The following is a 20,253-nucleotide window of genomic DNA, read 5'->3' as shown; positions in this document are numbered from 1 at the left end:
GCGCCCGAGGTGGGAAAAGAGCTGCTTCGAGCATACGATAGACGGCCTGCGAGGCAAACCCCCTGCCACCCTCGCGATTTTGAAAAAACGACTCAATTTCGAAGGGTTACGACACACTTCTGCCAAAAAAGACAGTCTTCTCAAGACGTTAGGTCTGCACCCCGATGGCGCCTGAGGGCATTTACCGCCCTATAAAAGTGCGTGCCACCCCATGCCGTTTGTGCATGACCCATGCCTTTTTTGGTTCATGGCTTTCGACAGGCCCGATCGGTGGCGATGACAAAAAGGCCCGGAAGTCGTCTCCGGGCCTGGCATCGATAGTATTCAAGGCGTTTGACGGGCGGACTCAGTACAGACCGAAGAGATAGCCGACGACCATCATGATCAGGCTGAAGCCCCACAGATAGAGAAAGGCGTAGCGGATATAGCGCCCCATCTCGAGACCGGCCAGCCCGAGGGCCAGCCACAACGCCGGTGAAAACGGACTGATGAAGGTGCCCACGATGCTGCCGATCGACATGGCGTGCGCCACCGAGATCGGGTCCACGCCGGCACTGGCCGTGATCTGCTGAATGACCGGTAAAAGCGCGAAGTAGTAGGCATCGGTGCTGGTCAAAAGCTCCAGCGGCACCCCGATCGAGCCGACAATGATGTGCAGCATGCCCACCGCCTGGCCGGGCAGCAGGCGCGTCACGTCTAGGGCAATGGATTCCAGCATGCCGGTGCCGTTGAGGATACCCAGAAAGGCGCCGGCGGCGGCAATGATCGCGCCCATGTTGAAGGCCTGCGGCGCGTACTGGGTGATCACGCGCGACTGCGCCGCAAGGCTTGGATAGTTGAGCAAAAGCGCCACCGACAGAGACAGCATGAAGATATAGGCCGGGGCCATCAGACCCAGCGCCAGCGACACGACCGTAATCAGTGTCAGCGCCGCGTTAATCCAGTAAAAGCGCGGCATACCCGCACGACCCGGCGCAGTATTGTCACTGCTGTCGCCGTCGTGGGAAGTCTCCTGAGTCGCGGCCGTCCCCCGGGAGGCAATATCCGTGCTGCTGCCCGGCGGATAGTTGAGCGCGACCGCCGCCTCGACCCCACCGGCGGCATTGATACGACGCTTTTCGCGCAGCCCCAGCAGAAGCGCCCCGAGCACGGCCAGTGCCACCCCGATCAGCTGTACCGGGATCAGCCCGTGCCAGAGCTCGTCGGGAGAGATATCGGTCACGGCCGCGGCCCGCCCGATCGGCCCGCCCCAGGGCACCATGTTCAAAATGCCCATACTGGTCGCCATCAGGGTCAGCATCAGATAGGGGCTCATGCCCAGCCGGCGATACAGTGGAATCAGCGCCGGCAAAACGATCAGAAAGGTCGCGGCACCGGCGCCATCCAGGTGCACACAGGCGGCCACCAGCGCCGTCATGACGGCCACGGCTACCACGTTGCCGCGTGTGAGCTTCACCATGGCGGTGATCAGCGGATCAAAGAGCCCGCGCTCCTTCATGATGGAGAAAAACAGGATGGCGAACATGAACATGAAGGCGACGCCTGCCACCTTGTTCACGCCCTGCTGAAAGAACTCCGAGATATCACCGATGCCAAAGCCGGCCAGCAACGCCCCAACAAAGGGAATGGCGCTGAGCGCGATGATCGGGATGACCTTTTCAAACAGCAAAAGGGTCACGATGGTAATGATGATGGCAAGGCCTATGAGGGTCAGCACCTTTCCTCTCCCGCGGTTGTTGTCCTGATGGGAAGCTGCCGGCACTCGACCGGCTGGAGCACAATCGAGCGAGAGTAGAGGGCCGGATACCGGCAAGGCAAAGCTTACACAACTGAAAGGAAAGGGTTTTTAAGCACGGGGGTAACGATACAATAAGACCTTGGTCTCAGACGCCATCGAGCCGATGATAACCATTGTTATTCACGGCGGTTTTCAGGCTTCGAACCTGTCAGAAATGAAAGCCTCGATCGATGTAGCAATACTACTAAAGTTGAGGCCAAAAAATGGCCGATGCGTCATCGCATCGGCCACCGTGACAGGGAAATGCCCTGCATCAGAAAAGACGCATTCAGCTAGCGCCTTTCCCAGTTCTCCAGAAGCTCATGGACTGTTGCCTCGTTGACCTCATCGGTAATGCAGGCCTCACCCAGCGCCTTTAAAAGCACCAGCCGCAGGCGCGCATCGGTGACCTTCTTGTCCAGATGCATCAGCTCCAGAAACCGCTCGGCGCTGACAGCGCCCGGCGCATGACGCGGCAGGCCCGCCGCATCAAGCAGAGATGCCACCCGATCGACGGCCGCCTCATCCAGCCAGCCAAGACGCTGCGACAGAGACGTTGCCATCATCATGCCAGCACCGACCGCCTCACCGTGCAGCCAGTTGCCGTAACCCATGGCGGTTTCGATGGCATGGCCAAAGGTGTGGCCCAGGTTGAGATGGGCGCGCACGCCCTGCTCGGTCTCATCTTCCACCACGATCTCGGCCTTGACCGCGCAGCTTTTTAAAATCGCCTCGGTCAGAAGCGGCGCCTCCAGCGAGCGAAGGCCTGACATGTTGTCTTCAAGCCAGGTCATGAAGGGCTCATCGCGAATCAGGCCGTACTTGATCACCTCGGCAAGCCCGGCGGTGAGCTCACGCGCCGGCAGCGTGTTCAGCGTATCGGTATCCACGATTACCGCGCGCGGCTGATGGAAGGCACCGATCATGTTCTTGCCGCGGGGATGATTAACGCCGGTCTTGCCACCTACCGAGGAGTCCACCTGTGCCAGCAGCGTGGTCGGCACCTGGATAAAGGCGATGCCGCGCTGATAGCTGGCCGCCGCAAAACCGGTCATGTCGCCGGTCACACCGCCGCCCAGCGCGATCAGAGTCGCCCGTCGATTAAAGCCGGCCGCCAGCAGGGCGTCCCAGATGCGCTCGACGTGCTCGAGATTTTTGGTCGCCTCACCGTCGGGCAGGACCACCTCGTGGACATCATAGCCGGCCAGTGCTGCCTTCAATCGCTCGAGATACAGCGGCGCCACCGTCTCGTTGGTCACGATCATGACCTGGCGACCGGCAAGATGCGGCGTCAAAAGCGAGGCGTCATCCAGAAGACCCGGGCCGACATGAATGGGGTAGTGACGATCCGGCAATTCCACCGTGAGGGTCTGCATCTGCGACATCCGTTGATCAGTAAGGAATGGATGGCGGCGCCTCGTGCCGGCGCCGACAGGCATCGGCTAAAGCGAGTAGCCCGGCACATCGGAGTGACAGCCGCGCGAGGTACTGGTCGCATAGCGTCGGGTACGCCGCCGGATCTCGGCGACCACCGAGCGCGGGCTGCGCCGGTCGGTGCTGACAATCAGGGTGGCGGTATCGCGATAGAGCGGGTCACGCAGCTCCAGAAGCTCGCGCAGGCGCTGCTCCGGGTCGGCGCACTGTAAAAGCGGGCGATTACGATCGCGCGCCGTGCGCCGCAGCTGCTGCTCAACGGTAGTGGAGAGATAAATGACCACGCCCCGCTCGCGCAACAGGCGCCGGTTGGTGGGATGCATGACCGCGCCACCGCCGGTGGCCATCACGATGCCCTGATAGCGAGTAATTTCATCGATGACCTGGGCTTCGCGAATGCGAAACCCGGCCTCGCCCTCGACATCGAATATCCAGGGAATATTGCAGCCACAGCGATGCTCGATAACGTGGTCGCTATCGAAAAAATCACGATGCAGCTCGGCCGCCAGCGTGCGGCCGATGGTACTTTTGCCGGTCCCCATCGGACCGACCAGAAACAGATTGGGTAAAGCCTGCATTAGCGCACCGTCAGGGTGTCCTCAAGGATCCTTGGCGTAATGAACACCAGCAATTCTACCTTTTCATTGGACTGTTCGGTATAGCGAAACAGTCGACCAAGGCCCGGCAGGTCCCCCAGAAACGGGGTCTTGTACAGATTATTGACCTGCTCGGTAGAGAGGATACCGCCAAGTACGACCGTTTCACCATCGTTGACCAGTACCTGGGTCTGAATTTGATTGGTATCGATGGCCGGTACACCGTTGTACTGGCTGCTGGAGACGTCGTCGTTATTGACGATCAGATCCATGATGATGCGATTGTCCGGCGTGATCTGCGGCGTGACCTCGAGCGACAGCACGGCCTCCTTGAACTGGACGGTGGTGCCGGTCAGAGTGTTGTCACCGCCCTGCTGATACGGAATTTCCTGACCCTGCTTGATCAACGCCGGATGCTGGTTGGCCGTGATCACCTTGGGCTGAGAGATCGTCTGGCTCTTGCCTTCGGATTCCAGCGCATTGAGCTCCAGGTCCAGCAGCACATCGCCAGAGAGATAGCCAAAGCTGAAACCGGTGGTCGGCGCCACAGCGTTGCCCAGATCCACGCTCAGTCCGCCGTTGGTGGCAATGCCGCTGGAGGCGCCGGCCAGATTGATGCCGCTGGACGGCGTGCCCGGACGCGACAGCCCCCAGCGCACGCCCAGCTGATTGACCACCCGGTCACGCGCAATCACGATGCGCGCCTCGATCTGGACCTGACGCACCGGCACGTCCAGATGGTCAATGGTGCGCCGGATCGCCTCGATGCGCTCGCGGGTATCCTGCACCAAAAGCGTGTTGGTACGCTCATCCACCGACACGTGCCCGCGCTCGGACAAGAGCCCCAGGCCCTGCTCACCGCGCAAAAGGGCGGCCATATTGATCGCCTTGGCGTAGCGCATCTGTAGATAGTCGGTGGTCAGTGCCTCGTTGGCAGACAGGCTCTGATCGGCCTGGGCGACGCGCTGCGCCATGCCGGCCAGCTCTTCCCCGGGGGCCACCAGCAACACATCACCGCTGCGGCGACTGGCCAGCCCCCGGGTCTGCAAAATCAGATCCAGCGCCTGATCCCACGGCACCTGGCGCAGATTGATTGTCACGTTGCCGCTGACGGTGTCGCTGACCACCAGATTGAGCCCGACCTCGTCGGCCAGAATCGACAGCACCGTGCGCACGTCAATATCTTCGAAATTCAGCGAGATGCGCTTGCCATCAAAGGGAAACTGCGACTGCTGACGACCGGCCGCGGCCGAATCATTGGGTGAAACCCGGATAACCGCCTCGCGACCGCGCTGGGTAGCCATCGCCACCGCCCCCGGCGCCATGGCAAGCGTGAGCACCACATCCTCACCGGACTGTGACGGCGTCACCCGCGATACAGGTGTGGCAAAGTCGCTGACATCCACGATGCGCTGCCACTGCGGCGTCAGGCGCACACCGCTTAAACGCACGCGCGCCTGATCGCCCTGCACATCCAGCTGCGGCGAGATGCCCTGCCGGTCCAGCGTCACGACCAGTTCCCCGGCGCCCTGCCCCAGGGCGCGATAATCGATATCCTCGATCCGGGCACGGGCGTCGCTGGCCGCGGCGCGGCTGTCGTAGCCCCGACTGACCGCACCACTTGCCTGAACGGCGGCAATGCGCTGCAGAAGATCGCCGCCCTGGCCTGCGCCGCGGCCCTGCCCGCCCTCGCCGAGTCTGACCTCCAGCACGTTGCCCAGCGCAGAGAGCTGCCAGCCGACCGGACGCGCCATGGCGACGATAACGCGCAGCTGATCCCCCGACACGCGCGCCTCAGCACCACTGACACTCACCCCGGAAAGCGGCACGCGCGAGCCCGCAAGACGACTGCCGACGCCGTCGAAATCCAGCACCAGCCGCTGCGGCGCACTCAGCATGGTGGATTGCGGCACATCAACGGCGCCGTCGAAGGTCAGCCGAACGATGTCCTGGCCCTGATCCGGGCGCAGTGAAATATCGGTCAGTGAGGCCGCGCTCGAAAGCGAGGCGGTCACAAGCAGCAAAAGACCCGCCCAAAGCGCCGTGACATGACGCCAGACCCGGCGCTGGCCCATCGTTTCGGTCAAAAGACGCAGACCGTTCAAGCGGCTTGCGCGGTACAGATCGTTACCCTTGTGGGTCATGAGGTTGCTCCCAGCGTCAGCGTGCGGCTGACTTCACTGAAACCGCCGCTGCCATCCGGCGAAAGCTCCGTAATCTCGATATGGTCACTGCCAATGCGCGTGACCCGTCCATTGTTCTCACCGATATGCTGGCGATGCTGAAGGCGCACGACCCGCCCGTCCGGCGTGCGAATCAGCGCGATGGTGCGACCGTCCACGCTCAGGGTGCCGACCAGTCGCAGGGCGCTCAGGGCGTAATTTTCCAGCGGCTCGCGCGCGCGCTCCGGGTCCGGTCTGACGCTGCTCGGTGGTGGTGTTTCGGCAGGCGTCGCGGCCGCCATGCCCGGAGCCGCCGCAAAGGGGCTGCGCCGCGCGTGCGCGTCATAGCGCAGCGGCTGATATACCGGCTGCTCGGGCAGCGCGTCCAGATGCCCCACCGGACGATTTCGCAGCGTCTCGAGCTCGGCATCCAGCTGCGCCGCTCTGTCTTCCCCGCAGCCCCACAGCCCCAGGCACAGCGCCAGCATGATCAGGCAGGGGGCTCTCATGGCGTCACCGTCCCGGCCGACGCTTCGCCGGCCTGCTCGGGCTCATAGCGATAGGTCTCGGCCTGCAGCGACAGCACTAGTGCTTCATCCGTCTCGCTCTCGGAGGGGGCCAGGGTAAAATCGTGCAGCGTCACGATGCGCGGCAGCTCCGCCACCCTCGAAGTGAACGCAGCCAGGCGGTGGTAATCACCGCGCACCTGAATATTTAGTGGCTGGGTGATGTAGAAAGGGTGTGATTCGGCGGGTGCCAGCCGGATGAAATCGATCTCGAGCTGCTGACCGCGAGCGGCGTCGCTGATGTCGTCAAGCAGCGCCGGCACCTCACTGTCGGTGGGCAGCATGCTTAAAAGCGTACCCATGCGTACGTCCAGCTCCTGCATACGCCGTTCCAGCAGCGGCAGGTTGGCCGCTTGGAAGGCCCGCGTGGCGTACTGCGACTTCAGGGTTTCCACCTGAGCGCGGGCGTCATCCACCTCATCTGCCACGGGTGAGGCCAGAAACCATTGCGCGCCCAGCGCCACAACCCCCACGACCAGAGCGCAGGTGATGACCCGCAAAAGCCACGGCCAGCTGCCGCCCTCCTCGAAGCTCAGCTCGGAAAGGCGCGTCTGGCGCAGGCGCTGCCATTCAAGACGCCAGTCGACAGATCTCATGGCGACGTCTCCGATGCCGCCGGCCCTGTCGCCTGTTCATCACGCAATGCCCGCTCGGGCACCTGCAGATTGAAACGACGCTGGCTTGAGCGCTCGCTTTCGGCGCGCACATCCAGCAGCAGCGGCTCGCCCAGCACCGGCGCGCTGGCGAGCGCGCGCATCTGATCGGAGACCTGACGGTTGGTGCTCGCCAGCCCGCTGATATCGAGCTGCCCGTCATGACGTTCGATCCGGTCGTAGACCACCCCGTCGCCCAGGGTATCGGTCAGCGCTTGAAAAAGCGCCACCGTCTGGGGCCGGGAGAACTGCAGCCGGCGAATCAGCTCGATGCGCTCCTGCATCTGATGACGCTGCTCATCGAGAGCGCGCCCCTGGGTAATATCGTGCTCAAGGTCATCCGTGCGCTGCTGGATATGGGCGATATCGGCGTTGACACGACCGAGCTGGTAGTGCTGCCAGAACTGACACAAAAATCCGATGCCAAGCCCCAGCAGCACGCTGAATGCCAGCCAGAGATGAAACCGCCGGGTGCGGCGTTCGCGGGCCTGCTCACGCCAGGGCAGCAGGTTGATATCGATACGGACATCGCCAGGCGTTGCCACTACCGTGTTCATGTCAGTGACCTCATGGCCAGACCACAGGCGGTCATCATGGCGGGCGCGTCCAGGGCAAGGCGGGCACTGTCGATGCCGCTGGCGATGCGCATGCTGGCAAACGGATTGGCCGGCACCACCTCAAGGCGGCTCTCCTCGGCCAGACGCTCGGCCAGCCCCTCGATGACGCTGGAGCCGCCGGCCAGAATCAGCCGATCGATCTCGCAGGCTCCGGCCGTGGTGTAGTAAAGCTTCAGCGAGCGCATGATCTGCTGTACCAGCGACTCCCGGAACGGATGCAGAATGCGCTGGCGGTAGTCCGGCAGATCGTTGGTTTTCTTGGCACGCCCGGCCTCGTCAAAGGTCAGACGATAGTGCTGACGAATTTCGTCGGTCAGCTGGCGCCCGCCCATGACGTTGTCGCGGGTGTGGACGATGCGCCCCCGGTGAAAGATGTGAAAGGCCGTCATGCTGGCACCGATATCGATCAGGGCACTGCCCCGGTCGGGGTGATGGATCATTCGGGAGAGCAGGTAGCGGGTGGCACGCTCCATGGCGAACATTTCGACATCCACCACCGCAGGCTCAAGCCCGACCTGCTCCAGCACATCGGTCAGCAGCTGCATGTCCTGGCGGCGACAGGCCACCAGCAGGATGTCCTGCTGATCGTCGTAGCGGGCGTTGACCCCCAGACGCTGAAAGTCGAGCGTTACTTCGTTGAACGGAAACGGGATATGCTTGTCCGATTCCATGGCAATGCGCTGGGCGATATCGTTGTCGTCAAACGACACCGGCATGCTCAGCACCTTGGTGATCACGGCACCGGTGGGCACGGCCACCACGGCCCGGCGCGCGCGCGGCCCGGCATGGTCGATGGCACGAGACAGCGCCATGACGACCTGATCCATATCACGAATGCGCCGCTCCACCACGGCGCGGTCCACCAGCGGGCGCACGGCCCAGGAGGCCACGCGCCAATGATCCCCCGAGCGCTCAAGCTCAAGCAGCTTGACGGTGGCCGAGGTAATGTCCACGCCGATCAACCCCTGTGTCGCACGTCCGAAACCCAGCACTCAAGCTCTCCGGCCAATGACCCGCCTTATGCGGACATTGTTTATAACGCGTTGGAGACTGCCATGAAGTCGCAAATAACGGGGTTTACACACGCTTTAAACGGTTTTAAAAGCGATCACTCTGTGCTCGACTACCCATTAACGCTGGTCGCCCTGGCACCGGCTACTTATAATGCCCGGCTTGCTGATTCCTTATTCCCGCGCGGTCTTCGACGACGACGCCAGACGGTCACCGATGTCCTGCGGACCCAAGCCCGCCTCATTGACGGAACACGTGTTACATGACGTTCATCAAGCGCCTGGTTTTCCACCTCTTTTTTCTGCTGCTTGCCATCACGGCGGGCATTGCGCTTTCAGTAGCTGGCGCTGCGCTCTACTTTGCCCCCAGCCTGCCCGACGTTCATCAGCTGCAGGACTACCAGCTCGAGATGCCGCTGCGGGTCTATACCAGTGATGACAAGCTCATCGGTGAGTTCGGCGCTCAGCGCCGCCAGCTGGTCAAGGGAGACGAGATTCCTCAGGACTTCATCAATGCCCTGCTGGCCGCCGAAGACGCCGGCTTCTATCAGCATCCGGGAGTGGACCCGCGCGGCCTGATGCGCGCCGCCCTGGAGCTGGGCACCAGCGGTCGCATCCGCTCCGGCGGCAGCACCATTACCATGCAGGTGGCCCGTAACTACCTGCTCACGCTTGATCAGACCTTTACCCGCAAGATTCGCGAGATCCTGCTGTCGCTGCAGATGGAACAGATTCTCTCCAAGCAGCAGATTCTCGAGCTCTACGTCAACAAGATCTATCTGGGTCAGGGCGCTTACGGTGTGGGTGCGGCAGCCGAGGCCTATTTCGACAAGCCGCTCAACGAGCTGAGCCTGCCGGAACTGGCCACCATCGCCGGGCTGCCCAAGGCGCCGTCGAGCCTGAACCCGATCAGCAGTCCTCAGCGCTCGCTGATTCGCCGCAACTGGGTGCTGCTGCGCATGAACCAGCTGGGTCTGATCGACCAGAACGCCTATCAAAACGCCGTTCAGGCGCCGATCGAAACCCGTCGTCATCACACCCAGCCTGACGTTCAGGCCCCGTGGGTGGCCGAAATGGCGCGCCAGTACGCCGTCGAGCGCTTTGGTGACGACGCCTACACCGGCAACTACCGTATCGTCACCACCCTTGACAGCGAGATGCAGGAAGCCGCCCGCAACGCGCTGATCAACGGTCTGGTGGACTATGACACCCGTCACGGCTGGCGCGGCGCAGAAGAAAGCGACATTCCGGCCAGCCTTTCGGAAGCCCAGGACCGCACCGACCGGGCCGGACTTGAAGAAGAGCTCTCCGAGTCACCGGAAGTCGAAAGTACTGCCCGCGAGGCCGCGGCACGCAGCAAGACCACCGTGGCCGGCATCGACGGCGATGTCAGCAACTGGCAGCGCGTGCTGGACGCCACGCCGCGTCTGGGCCCGCTGCAGCCGGCCATCGTGATCGACACCAATGGCCGCACCATGCGTGTGCTTGATGACAACGATGAGGTCATCACCATCGAATGGCCGGGCCTTGAATGGGCGGCACGCTACCTGAGCCCGCGTGGCCGTGCGGCGGCGCCGAGCAGTGCCGGACAGATTGCCGATCGCGGCGATCTGGTTCGCATCATGGAGCGCACCCGCGGTGACGGCTGGCGCCTGGCACAGATGCCGCAGGCCGAAGGCGCACTGGTGTCGCTGGACCCGCAGACCGGCGCGCTCAGAGCCCTGCAGGGCGGTTTCAGCTTCGCCAGCAGCAAGTTCAACCGCGTCACCCAGGCACGCCGCCAGCCCGGTTCCAACTTCAAGCCCTTCATCTATCTGGCCGCGCTTGAAAGCGGCATGACACCGGCCACCATCGTCAATGATGCACCGATCGTGCAGGCCGGTATCGGCAATCAGGACGCTTGGCGCCCGGAGAACTCCGAGCGCAGTTTCGGCGGCCCCACGCGTCTGCGCGTGGGTCTGTATCGCTCGCTGAATCTGGTGACCATTCGTACCCTGCAGTCGGTGGGTCTGGACAACACCATCGACTTTCTGGTGAACATGGGCTTTGAGCGCAATCGGCTGCCCCAGGGCCTGTCGCTGGCGCTGGGCACGGCCGAGCTGACGCCACTGGAGATTGCCCGCGGCTACGCCGAGATCGCCAACGGCGGTTTCCGCATCAAGCCGTGGTTCATCGAGCGCGTCACTCAGGGCGAGGATGGCCCCAACCTGCTGGAAGAGACCAACCCGCCGGCAGCGTGTCGCGAGTGCGATCCGATGGACGCCACCGTCACCATCGGTGAGCGCACCTATCCGATTGCCGAGCGCGTGGCCTCGCCCGAATCGGTGTACATGCTGCGCACCATGATGCGCGATGTGATCGAGCGTGGCACCGGTCGCGCTGCCCTGTCGCTCAATCGCGGGGATATCGCCGGCAAGACCGGGACCACCAACGATCAGCGTGATGCCTGGTTCTCCGGGTTCAACAGCAACGTGGCCACCAGCGTGTGGGTCGGCAAGGACACCAACGAAACCATTGCCGAATACGGCGCCCAGGCCGCGCTGCCCATCTGGAACGACTTCATGGGCACGGTGCTTCAGGGCACGCCCGAGGCCACGCCGAATGCGCCCGAAGATATCGTGACGGTGCGTATCGATCCCGATACCGGCAAGCGTCTGCATGACGAAGACGGCGGCGGCATCACCGAGATCTTTAGAAAGGACAATCTGCCGCCTTATCAGCAGCGCTCGATTCGTCCTGAACTTGAATCAGAAAGCGGTTCTCAGGGTACCGGCAGCTACGACGCCATTTTCTGATCGTGCCATATGCCTGCCCGGGCACAACCGGGCAGGTATTCAAACCGCAGTGAAACTTCATGACCATGCGCCCACCCGCTCACGCCAACATCGATGTCACGACCGCGCCTGCGCCGGTTGCTCTGTCCTGCCCGTTACCGGCCCTGCGCCGGCGTATCGGCTTTTTTGTGCTGGTCGCTCTTGCCTGCTGGCACAACAGCGCCCGGGCGGCCGACTCGCTGTTCTATGCCCCGCCGCCGCCCAGCGACGATGCCGTGCCCTTTTCGGGTGCCATCGAGCTTGGCTATACCTCGCTGTCCGGCAACACCAACACCGAGACGCTGCTGGGCAAGGGTCGCATCACCTGGTACGACCAGGCCTGGACACATACCACCCGCGCCGAGGTGAAAAGCGTCAGCGACAGCGAAAACACCACTGCCGAGCAGTATCTTTTCAGTCAGCGCGAGCGCTACTCGCTGGGAGATTCTCCCAACTACCTCTTCGGGCTGGCGCGCTATGAAAAGGAGCGCTTTTCGGGCTACGACAATCAGTTCACGACCATCATCGGCTACGGTCGCCAGATCTTTGATACCGACCTTCAGGCGCTGTCGCTGGAGGCGGGCCCGGGCTATCGCTTTGACGACTACGAAAACGGCGGCAGCCGACACATGGTGCTGGGCTATCTGGCGGCCGACTACGCCCTGTCGCTGTCGGATACGGCCAGCTTCATTCAGCAGTTTTCGGTCGAAGGCGCCGACGACAACGTGACCCTTCGCGCCTACTCGGCCATCTCGGTTGCCATCAATTCCAGCCTGTCGCTGCGGGTGTCCCACGACATCAAAAGCAACTCCAATCCGCCGCGCGAGGCGGATGCCAAGACCGATCGCACCACGGCAGCGTCGGTGGTTTACAACTTCTAACGCCGGCCAACGTTTCGGCCCACGAAGACATCAGGTCTCACAAAACATCACCCTAAACCCCGTCTCTTCCGGGCACACTGCGCTCGCGCAGCGCCTGCTCCGGGGAGACGCTGTGGGACCACACCACCACTACAGCTGCTGTCGCAGTGCATCGGTACTTGAGAGATTGTCACCATCATGGGTTCACGCCGTACACGTTCTTTTTCTTTTGCCGTCTTTTTGCCGCTACTGGCCACCGTACTGCCCTGCGGGCAGAGCCTGGCCGCCGATAACGAAAACTTTGCCGGCTACTCCACGCTTGAAAGTGCTTCTCAGGCCGATGAGTACTTCGATGGCGAGTATTCGCTGGGTTACACGAAACTCTCGGGCAACAGCAACAGCTCCAGCCTGCGTACCAGCACCAACCTCACCTGGTATGACGGCCCCTGGTCGTGGAATCTCTACGCCGGTATCAACAGCGCCAGCGATGACAACGACACCTCGGCCGAGAACTACAATCTCGGCGGGCGCACCCGCTTTAACCTCAGCGATGACAACTATCTCTTTGGCCTGGCGCGCTGGCGCAAGGACCGCTTCGCCGGCTACAACTCGCAGAGCACGCTGGCCGGCGGTTACGGTCGTCAGCTGCTCAGCGGCCCGCCACAGGCCCTGTCGATCGAGGCAGGCCCTGGCGTGCGTCGCGACAGCTATACCGACGGCGGCGGCGAAAAATATCGGGCGCTGGCCTACAGCGGGCTGAACTATCGCTGGCAGGTCTCCGACACGGCCACCTTCGGTCAGGATCTGGTACTGGAAGCCACCGGACTCAACCTCATCATGCGCTCCCAGACCTCGATGACGGTGGCGATCAACGACGCCCTGGCGATGCGTCTGTCCTACGATGTCGATTTCAACGACGACCCGCCCGAAGACGCCAGCCACAAGACCGATACCACCACGGCTGTCTCGGTGGTCTACGACTTCTAACGCCCTTCGTTTCCAGGCCGGTTGCCGGACATGAAAAAGCCCCGCGACCAAGAGGTCGCGGGGCTTTTCGTATCGCCCGGCGGACTTGATCAGCCGCCGTAGACGTCCTCGACGCTTTTAAGCGGATAGTGGGACGGATAGGCCTTCGTGGCCACACCTGAATCCACTGCGGCACGGGCCACGGCTGAAGACACGCGATCAAGCAGGCGCGAATCCAGCGGCGTGGGAATGATATAGCCCCGGCCGAACTCGAGCGATTCAAGCTCATAGGCCGTCAGCACGTCATCGGTGACCGGCTCGCGGGCGAGGTCCTTGAGGGCATGGACGGCGGCGACCTTCATTGCTTCATTGATTTCGCGGGCCCGCACATCCAGCGCGCCGCGAAAGATGAAGGGAAAGCCCAGCACGTTATTGACCTGGTTGGGATAGTCCGAGCGCCCGGTCGCCATGATTACATCATCACGGGTGGCATGGGCCGTATCGGGATGAATCTCCGGGTCCGGATTGGAGCAGGCAAAAACGACGGGGTTGGCCGCCATTTTTTTCAGCTGCTCAGCGGCAAACAGATCCGGACCGGACAGACCGATAAACACATCGGCGCCGTCGATGGCATCATCCAGACTGCGCTCGGAGGTAGTAGCCGCGTAGCGCGCCTTGAACTCGTTAAGATCATCACGACCGTCGTGAATGACGCCGCGGCTGTCGAGCATGCGAATGTTGTCGCGTGCCGCGCCGCAGGCGATCAAAAGATCCATGCAGGCGATCGCTGCCGACCCCGCCCCCAGACACACGATTCGAGCGTCTTCCAGCGTCTTGCCGGCGATATCCAGGGCGTTGAGCAGCCCCGCCGCAGTGACAATCGCCGTACCGTGCTGGTCATCGTGAAAGACCGGGATATCACAGCGCGCCTTGAGCTCGCGCTCGATCCTGAAGCACTCGGGTGCCTTGATGTCTTCCAGATTGATGCCGCCCCAGCTGCAGGCGATGTTGGCCACGGTCTCGATAAAGGCGCCGGGATCGGCGTTGTCGACCTCGATGTCGATGGCATTGATGCCGGCAAAGCGCTTGAACAAAACGCCCTTGCCTTCCATGACCGGCTTGCTGGCCAGCGCCCCCAGATTGCCCAGCCCTAAAATGGCGCTGCCGTTGGAGATGACGGCAACCAGGTTGCCCTTGCCGGTATAGCGATAGGCGGTTTCCGGGTCGCGGGCGATTTCACGCACCGGCTCGGCCACGCCCGGGCTATAGGCCATGGCGAGATGTTTTGAAGACGTGGTGGGCTTGGTAAGCTCGATACTCAGCTTCCCCGGAATCGGGTGAGCGTGATAATCCAGTGCGGCCTGTCTCTTGTCCTGGGACATGTCTATTACTCGGTCTAAAATCAATTATCAATTCGGCGGAGCGTATCGAAAAACCCCTGCCCCTACAAGCTGACAACCCCGGACGCACAGCGCCTACAAAAGCGCTACAAAAACGTGGCAAGGGATCGCCGTCACGACCGGATAACAGAACGTGCTACCCTGCGCGGCCCATGAAATGACCGCTAAAAAGCGATCTGACCAACCCCTTCCTTTATACCTCTGGAGCAAGCCGACCGTGTCCACGTCCGGGCCTGACCGCGTGATTCTGGCAGTCGCCGTGCCCTCGCCGCTCAAGCGAGTATTCGACTATCTGCCCGGCCGGGAAACCCCCGACAACGGCTGGGTGGCCGGCGTGCGCGTGCGCGTGCCCTTTGGACGGCGCTCGGTGGTCGGCGTGGTGGTCGAGATTCGACATCAAAGCGATGTACCACCTGATCGCCTGCGTGGCATCGAAACCCTGATCGATCGAAGCCCCCTGCCCGAGGACTGGCTGTGGCTGTGCCGCTTTGCCGCACGCTATTACCAGCACTCGCTGGGCGAGACCCTCAACAGTGCCATGCCGGCCCTGCTACGCCAGGGCCGGCCGCTGGAGGCACGCTCTCAGGCGCGCTGGCTGATCACCGATGCCGGCCGGGCGTCGGACGAGGCCCTGTCACGGGCGCCTCGCCAGGCCGAACTGCTGGCCGCCATCGCTCAGCACCCGCGCGGGCTGGTGGCCTCGGCCATCACCGCACTGGGATTTAACCGGACACAGCTTCACGCCCTGCGTGACAAGGGGCTTATCGACTGCCGCGAGGAGAGCGTGGCCGCCCCCGCCGGCGAGCGCACGGCCGCGACACTGGCCGAGCCCACCCTCGCCCTCAACCGTGAACAGTCGAGCGTCCTCGCCGAGCTTCATCAGGACATGGATCGGTTTCGGGTCTCGCTGTTGCACGGCGTGACCGGCAGCGGCAAGACCGAGGTCTATCTGCAGCTGATTGAGGCGGTCATCGACCGCGGGGGCCAGGCGCTGGTACTGGTGCCCGAGATCGGCCTGACACCTCAGACGCTGTCGCGCTTTCGAAAACGATTCAACGCGCCGGTCATTGCCCTGCATTCCGGGCTCAACGACAACGAACGCCTGGACAGCTGGGAGGCCGCCCGCTCGGGGCGCGCAGCCGTTTTGATCGGCACGCGCTCGGCCGTCTTTACGCCTCTGGCACGCCCCGGCGTCATCATCGTGGATGAGGAGCACGACGGCTCTTTCAAGCAGCAGGACAGTCTGCGCTATCATGCTCGCGATCTGGCCATCGTTCGCGCCCAGCATCATGGCATCCCTATCGTGCTGGGCAGCGCCACGCCATCGCTGGAAAGTCTTTCGCGGGCGCGTGACGGCCACTACCGCCATTTACGACTCACCACCCGCGCCGGCAACGCCGCGCCGGCGGCGCTGTCGCTGGTGGATCTACGTGCTAAACCTCAGCGCGGCGGGCTCGGCCCTCAGGCGCTGGCCGCCATCAAGGAACACCTTCAGGCGAAGCGCCAGGTGCTGGTGTTCGTCAACCGTCGCGGCTTTGCACCGACGCTTGCCTGTCATCAGTGCGGCTGGCTGGCCGAATGCCCTCAGTGCGACGCCCGCATGACCCTGCACCGTGACCCGCACCGCCTGATCTGCCATCACTGCGAGCAGCAGCGCGGCGTGCCGGACGCCTGCCCCGACTGCGGCAGCGCCGATTTAAGGCCCCAGGGCGCCGGGACCGAGCGCACCGAAGAGGCGCTGCAGGAGGCCTTCAGCGACACCCGTATCCTGCGCATCGACCGCGACAGCACCCGCCGGCGTGACGCGCTGGAACACACGCTCAACGAGATCCGCCAGGGCAATTCCTGCCTGCTGGTCGGCACCCAGATGCTGGCCAAGGGCCACCACTTTCCTCATGTCACGCTGGTGGTGGTGGTCAACGCCGACGGCGGGCTGTATAGCGCCGATTTCCGCGCGCTCGAACACTCCGCGCAACTGCTGACCCAGGTCGCCGGCCGCGCCGGGCGTGCCCAGCATCCGGGCCGGGTGCTGATCCAGACCCTGCATCCCGAAGACCCGAGCCTGAGGCTGCTGGTCGAGGAGGGCTATGACGCCCTGGCCGAGTCGCTTTTGACCGAGCGCCGCCTGGCCGGCCTGCCGCCCTTTCGCTTCATGGCGCTGATGCGCGGCGAAAGTGCGCGCATGGAGGCCGTCATCGAGCTGTTCACCCAGGCCGGAGACGCCGTACGAAAGTGGCTCGATGAGCGGGGCCTGGCCGTGCACTGTCTGGGGCCGGTCCCGGCCCCCATGGAGCGGCGCCAGAACCGCTATCACGCCCAGCTTTTATTGAGTGCCGACCGACGCGGTGCCCTGCACGAGGCCAGCGCCTGGCTGGATGAGTGGATGTCACGGCAGGCCGATGCCCGGCGCCTGCGCTACAGCATCGACATCGATCCGCAGGAAATGTACTGAGCCAACGGGCCCCGGCCACATGCACGCGATACACCCCGGACACAATACCGGTTTTGACACTGTCCACGGTTGAACGATAATGGCGGGCGCCAAAGCGCCTGCCCCTGTCTGATCCAGACGGCGTCAGCGGGACACCTGTCATCAGGCGCGCAGTTCAAGACCTGGCCGAATGCGTCGGGCCAGCCATCCACGACCATAGATGCCAGCATGAAAGAGACAATCACCCTACTGCTTAACACGGCGCTTGAGGCCATCAAGGCCGAAGGCGTTTTGCCCATCGGCATCGAGCCCGACATACGTGTCGACGTTGCGCGTGACCGGGCCCACGGCGACTACGCCAGCAATCTGGCCATGATGCTGGCCAAACCCGCCGACATGAAGCCGCGCGAGCTGGCAGAGCGTCTGATTGCCGTGATGCCGGCCTCCAGCGCCATTTCAAGCGTCGAGATTGCCGGCCCCGGCTTTATCAATTTCTTCGTCAACACCAGCGCCGCCGGCGAAGTGCTTTTTGACATCCTTGACGCCGGTGACGCGTTTGGTCGCAACAGCGACGGCCAGGGTCAGAAAGTGCAGGTCGAGTTTGTCTCGGCCAACCCGACCGGCCCGCTGCACGTGGGCCACGGCCGCGGCGCGGCGGTAGGCGACAGCCTGTGTCGCCTGCTCGAGGCCAACGGCTACAGCGTTACCCGCGAGTTCTACTACAACGATGCCGGCGCCCAGATCGACAATCTGGCCCTGTCGGTGGCGGCGCGCATCAAGGGCATCGAGCCCAACGACCCGGCCTGGCCGGCCGACGGCTATCGCGGCGAGTACATTCAGGACGTGGCGCGCGCCTATATGCAGGGCGACACCGTCACCGCCGACGACCGTCAGGTCACGGCCGCGGCCGATTCCGACGACATGGACGCCATTCGCGCCTTTGCGGTCGCCTGGCTGCGCCACGAACAGGATCTTGATTTAAAGGCCTTCGGTGTCGGCTTTGACGTCTTTTTCCTTGAGTCCGACCTTTATGAAAGCGGCAAGGTGGAGGCCACGGTCAAGCGTCTGATCGAGGGCGGTCATACCTACGAGTCCGACGGCGCGCTGTGGCTCAAGACCACCGACTTCGGCGATGACAAGGATCGCGTGATGCGAAAGCGCGAGGGCGGCTACACCTACTTCCTGCCCGACGTCGCCTATCATCTCGACAAGTGGGAGCGCGGCTTTACCACCGTCATCAACGAACAGGGCGCCGACCACCACTCCACGGTGACCCGCGTTCGCGCCGGTCTTCAGGCGCTGGATACCGGCATCCCGAAGAACTGGCCGGACTACGTTCTGCACCAGATGGTGCTGGTCACCCGCTCGGGTCAGGAGGTCAAGCTCTCCAAGCGGGCCGGCAGCTACGTCACCCTGCGTGATCTCATCGATGAGGTCGGCCGTGACGCCACGCGCTACTTCCTGGTGTCGCGCGCAGCCACCTCGCAGATGACCTTTGATATCGATCTGGCACGCTCCCAGTCCAGCGACAACCCGGTCTACTACGCCCAGTACGCCCACGCGCGCGTATGCAGCGTGGAGAAAAAGGCCGCTGATAACGGCTGGGCCTTTGACGCGGACCTGGCGCAGGCATCGCTGCATCTGCTTGAAGACGCTCGCGAGCGCGATCTCATCAACCGGCTGGGCAGCTGGCCCGAGACGGTGCGCCGTGCCGCCGAGCAGCGCGAGCCGCAGCAGATCGCCCTGTATCTGCAGGAACTCGCCAGCGAATTCCACACCTGCTACAACGCCGTCAAGGTCATGGTCGATGACGCCGATCTGCGCAACGCGCGACTGGCGCTCGGTCTGGCCGTACGCCAGGTCATGCGCAACGGGCTTGACCTGCTGGGCGTTTCGGCCCCCAGGGAGATGTAAATGGCACAGCGCCAGAGCAAGAAGGCGCCCTCGGACAAGGGCGCCACATCACGCAACAAGGCAAAGGGTGGCGGCGACGGCTTCCATATTCCCGGCTGGCTGTGGGCACTGGTCGGCGTTATTGCAGGCTTTGCCATCGCCCAGTACTTCCAGAACGATGCACCGCCCAAGCGCGACCAGGTCGCCGCCGTGGTGGCCAAAAAGCGCGCCGATGGCGCAGAGCAGCCGCAGGACGGCGAGGCGTCACAGCAGGACAGCGAAGAAGGTCAGATGCCGACCTTTGAGTTCTACACCCTGCTGCCCGAATCGGAAGTGATCGCGCCGAACGTGGAAGACTACAGCTCGCCCCCGCGCCCCGGCACCGAAGGCGCCGTACTGGAACAGCATGCCAGGCGCATCGCGGGCAGTGACGGCACCTCCTCGGTAAGCAACCCGAACGGCAACGCCTCGTCGCAGCAAAGTGCTCCGCCATCCCGGCCCGAACCGGCGCCCGAGCGCTCGGACAATGCCAAAAGCGATGACGCCATCCAGCAGCTGGCCTCTCGCCACGAATCGGCCAGCACTCGCCAGAGCGCGCCGGCCCGGCAGGAAAGCGCAAGCAGCAGCAACGCCGGCTCGGGCAACGGTCCCAGCTACATGCTGCAGGCGGCGTCGTTCAAGTCACAAAGCGATGCCAACGCCATGGCCGGCAAACTGCGCGATTTGGGCCTTGTCACCCAGGTAAGCCAGGTCCAGACGGCGGACGGTACCACCTGGCACCGCGTGCAGGCCGGCCCCTATCAGGACTCGGGTGAGCTTTCTCGCGCCCGGGGGCTGATGCAGACCCGCGGCATCGATCCGATGCAGATTCAGCAGCGCTGAGACCCGACGCCTGCCGACACAAGGGGTGCCTGTTGCCATGCAGCAGGCACCCTTTTTCATGAATCCGGGCATCGCCCCCAGGTGTTGATGGCGCTGAAAGCGTGCCACGCCGGGGTCGTCATGCACACTTCAGTCAATTTCCCTTTGAGTCATGGCTTGATTTGGGCAGCGAGAGCCCGCACTTCAGGGGAAA

At 63.2% G+C, this 20,253-nt stretch carries 15 protein-coding genes; 6 read left to right on the top strand and 9 right to left on the bottom strand.

Translation table 11 applies throughout. The features are described 5' to 3' along the window. Positions 1-346 precede the first annotated feature (346 nt). The 8 genes from ACS92L_RS00320 to pilM form a co-directional block, all read right to left on the bottom strand. Positions 347-1,717 (bottom strand): CitMHS family transporter, encoded by a 1,371-nt coding sequence (locus ACS92L_RS00320; RefSeq protein WP_438766257.1) that lies wholly within the window; start codon positions 1,715-1,717, stop codon positions 347-349. Between the two features lie 353 nt (positions 1,718-2,070). Then, a complete protein-coding gene (gene aroB, locus ACS92L_RS00315) occupies positions 2,071-3,153 on the bottom strand; it encodes a 3-dehydroquinate synthase (protein ID WP_438766256.1) in 1,083 nt (360 codons plus the stop codon). Between the two features lie 66 nt (positions 3,154-3,219). After that, positions 3,220-3,789: a shikimate kinase AroK gene (gene aroK / locus ACS92L_RS00310; RefSeq protein ID WP_438766255.1), complete on the bottom strand. Its 570-nt coding sequence runs from the start codon at positions 3,787-3,789 to the stop codon at positions 3,220-3,222. Further along, complete coding sequence (locus ACS92L_RS00305; protein ID WP_438766254.1) at positions 3,789-5,951, bottom strand: type IV pilus secretin PilQ; 2,163 nt, start codon at positions 5,949-5,951, stop codon at positions 3,789-3,791. Before ACS92L_RS00305 ends, aroK begins: the two co-directional genes overlap by 1 nt. Further along, positions 5,948-6,478, bottom strand: a complete 531-nt coding sequence (locus tag ACS92L_RS00300) for a pilus assembly protein PilP (RefSeq protein ID WP_438766253.1) — start codon at positions 6,476-6,478, stop codon at positions 5,948-5,950. Before ACS92L_RS00300 ends, ACS92L_RS00305 begins: the two co-directional genes overlap by 4 nt. After that, positions 6,475-7,131, bottom strand: a complete 657-nt coding sequence (locus ACS92L_RS00295) for a type 4a pilus biogenesis protein PilO (RefSeq protein WP_438766252.1) — start codon at positions 7,129-7,131, stop codon at positions 6,475-6,477. Before ACS92L_RS00295 ends, ACS92L_RS00300 begins: the two co-directional genes overlap by 4 nt. Continuing rightward, positions 7,128-7,745 carry a PilN domain-containing protein gene (locus tag ACS92L_RS00290; RefSeq protein ID WP_438766250.1) on the bottom strand — a complete coding sequence of 206 codons (618 nt, stop codon included), beginning with the start codon at positions 7,743-7,745 and terminating at the stop codon, positions 7,128-7,130. The genes ACS92L_RS00295 and ACS92L_RS00290 overlap by 4 nt, the downstream gene beginning before the upstream one ends. Next, a complete protein-coding gene (gene pilM, locus ACS92L_RS00285; protein ID WP_438766249.1) occupies positions 7,742-8,797 on the bottom strand; it encodes a type IV pilus assembly protein PilM in 1,056 nt (351 codons plus the stop codon). Before pilM ends, ACS92L_RS00290 begins: the two co-directional genes overlap by 4 nt. 281 nt (positions 8,798-9,078) lie before the next feature. On the opposite strand from pilM, the gene ACS92L_RS00280 reads away from it, so the two are divergent. The 3 genes from ACS92L_RS00280 (at position 9,079) to ACS92L_RS00270 (ending at position 13,475) form a co-directional block, all read left to right on the top strand. Then, positions 9,079-11,610: a penicillin-binding protein 1A gene (locus ACS92L_RS00280; RefSeq protein ID WP_438766247.1), complete on the top strand. Its 2,532-nt coding sequence runs from the start codon at positions 9,079-9,081 to the stop codon at positions 11,608-11,610. Between the two features lie 59 nt (positions 11,611-11,669). Further along, entirely contained in the window at positions 11,670-12,509 is an 840-nt protein-coding gene (locus ACS92L_RS00275; RefSeq protein WP_438766245.1) for a DUF481 domain-containing protein, read from the top strand. A 177-nt stretch (positions 12,510-12,686) separates the two neighbouring features. Then, entirely contained in the window at positions 12,687-13,475 is a 789-nt protein-coding gene (locus ACS92L_RS00270) for a DUF481 domain-containing protein (RefSeq protein ID WP_438766244.1), read from the top strand. Between the two features lie 89 nt (positions 13,476-13,564). On the opposite strand, the gene ACS92L_RS00265 is transcribed toward ACS92L_RS00270, so the two are convergent. Next, positions 13,565-14,836, bottom strand: coding sequence for a malic enzyme-like NAD(P)-binding protein (locus tag ACS92L_RS00265; protein ID WP_438766243.1), 1,272 nt, complete (start codon positions 14,834-14,836; stop codon positions 13,565-13,567). Positions 14,837-15,071: 235 nt separating this feature from the next. On the opposite strand from ACS92L_RS00265, the gene ACS92L_RS00260 reads away from it, so the two are divergent. The 3 genes from ACS92L_RS00260 to ACS92L_RS00250 all read left to right on the top strand — a co-directional run bounded on the left by ACS92L_RS00260 (position 15,072) and on the right by ACS92L_RS00250 (position 20,060). Further along, positions 15,072-17,306 carry a primosomal protein N' gene (locus tag ACS92L_RS00260; protein ID WP_438766242.1) on the top strand — a complete coding sequence of 745 codons (2,235 nt, stop codon included), beginning with the start codon at positions 15,072-15,074 and terminating at the stop codon, positions 17,304-17,306. A 207-nt stretch (positions 17,307-17,513) separates the two neighbouring features. Next, the gene (gene argS, locus ACS92L_RS00255; RefSeq protein WP_438766241.1) at positions 17,514-19,199 is read left to right on the top strand and encodes an arginine--tRNA ligase; all 1,686 of its coding nucleotides are present in this window, start codon (positions 17,514-17,516) and stop codon (positions 19,197-19,199) included. Next, positions 19,200-20,060, top strand: a complete 861-nt coding sequence (locus ACS92L_RS00250) for an SPOR domain-containing protein (RefSeq protein WP_438766239.1) — start codon at positions 19,200-19,202, stop codon at positions 20,058-20,060. It abuts the gene before it with no gap. Positions 20,061-20,253 lie beyond the last annotated feature (193 nt).

It is taken from the genome of Kushneria halocnemicola, from assembly GCF_965650455.1.
GTDB lineage: Bacteria > Pseudomonadota > Gammaproteobacteria > Pseudomonadales > Halomonadaceae > Kushneria.
This window is presented reverse-complemented; position numbering and strand designations above follow the sequence as displayed.

Bases quoted from the DNA above. Each gene is read 5' to 3' on its own strand.
- ACS92L_RS00270 (WP_438766244.1), top strand. From the start codon at position 12,687: ATGGGTTCACGCCGTACACGTTCTTTTTCTTTTGCCGTCTTTTTGCCG.
- ACS92L_RS00280 (WP_438766247.1), top strand. From the start codon at position 9,079: ATGACGTTCATCAAGCGCCTGGTTTTCCACCTCTTTTTTCTGCTGCTT.
- ACS92L_RS00305 (WP_438766254.1), bottom strand. From the start codon at position 5,951: ATGACCCACAAGGGTAACGATCTGTACCGCGCAAGCCGCTTGAACGGT.
- aroB (WP_438766256.1), bottom strand. From the start codon at position 3,153: ATGCAGACCCTCACGGTGGAATTGCCGGATCGTCACTACCCCATTCAT.
- ACS92L_RS00275 (WP_438766245.1), top strand. From the start codon at position 11,670: ATGACCATGCGCCCACCCGCTCACGCCAACATCGATGTCACGACCGCG.
- ACS92L_RS00290 (WP_438766250.1), bottom strand. From the start codon at position 7,745: ATGAACACGGTAGTGGCAACGCCTGGCGATGTCCGTATCGATATCAAC.
- ACS92L_RS00265 (WP_438766243.1), bottom strand. From the start codon at position 14,836: ATGTCCCAGGACAAGAGACAGGCCGCACTGGATTATCACGCTCACCCG.
- aroK (WP_438766255.1), bottom strand. From the start codon at position 3,789: ATGCAGGCTTTACCCAATCTGTTTCTGGTCGGTCCGATGGGGACCGGC.
- argS (WP_438766241.1), top strand. From the start codon at position 17,514: ATGAAAGAGACAATCACCCTACTGCTTAACACGGCGCTTGAGGCCATC.
- ACS92L_RS00300 (WP_438766253.1), bottom strand. From the start codon at position 6,478: ATGAGAGCCCCCTGCCTGATCATGCTGGCGCTGTGCCTGGGGCTGTGG.
- ACS92L_RS00250 (WP_438766239.1), top strand. From the start codon at position 19,200: ATGGCACAGCGCCAGAGCAAGAAGGCGCCCTCGGACAAGGGCGCCACA.
- ACS92L_RS00295 (WP_438766252.1), bottom strand. From the start codon at position 7,131: ATGAGATCTGTCGACTGGCGTCTTGAATGGCAGCGCCTGCGCCAGACG.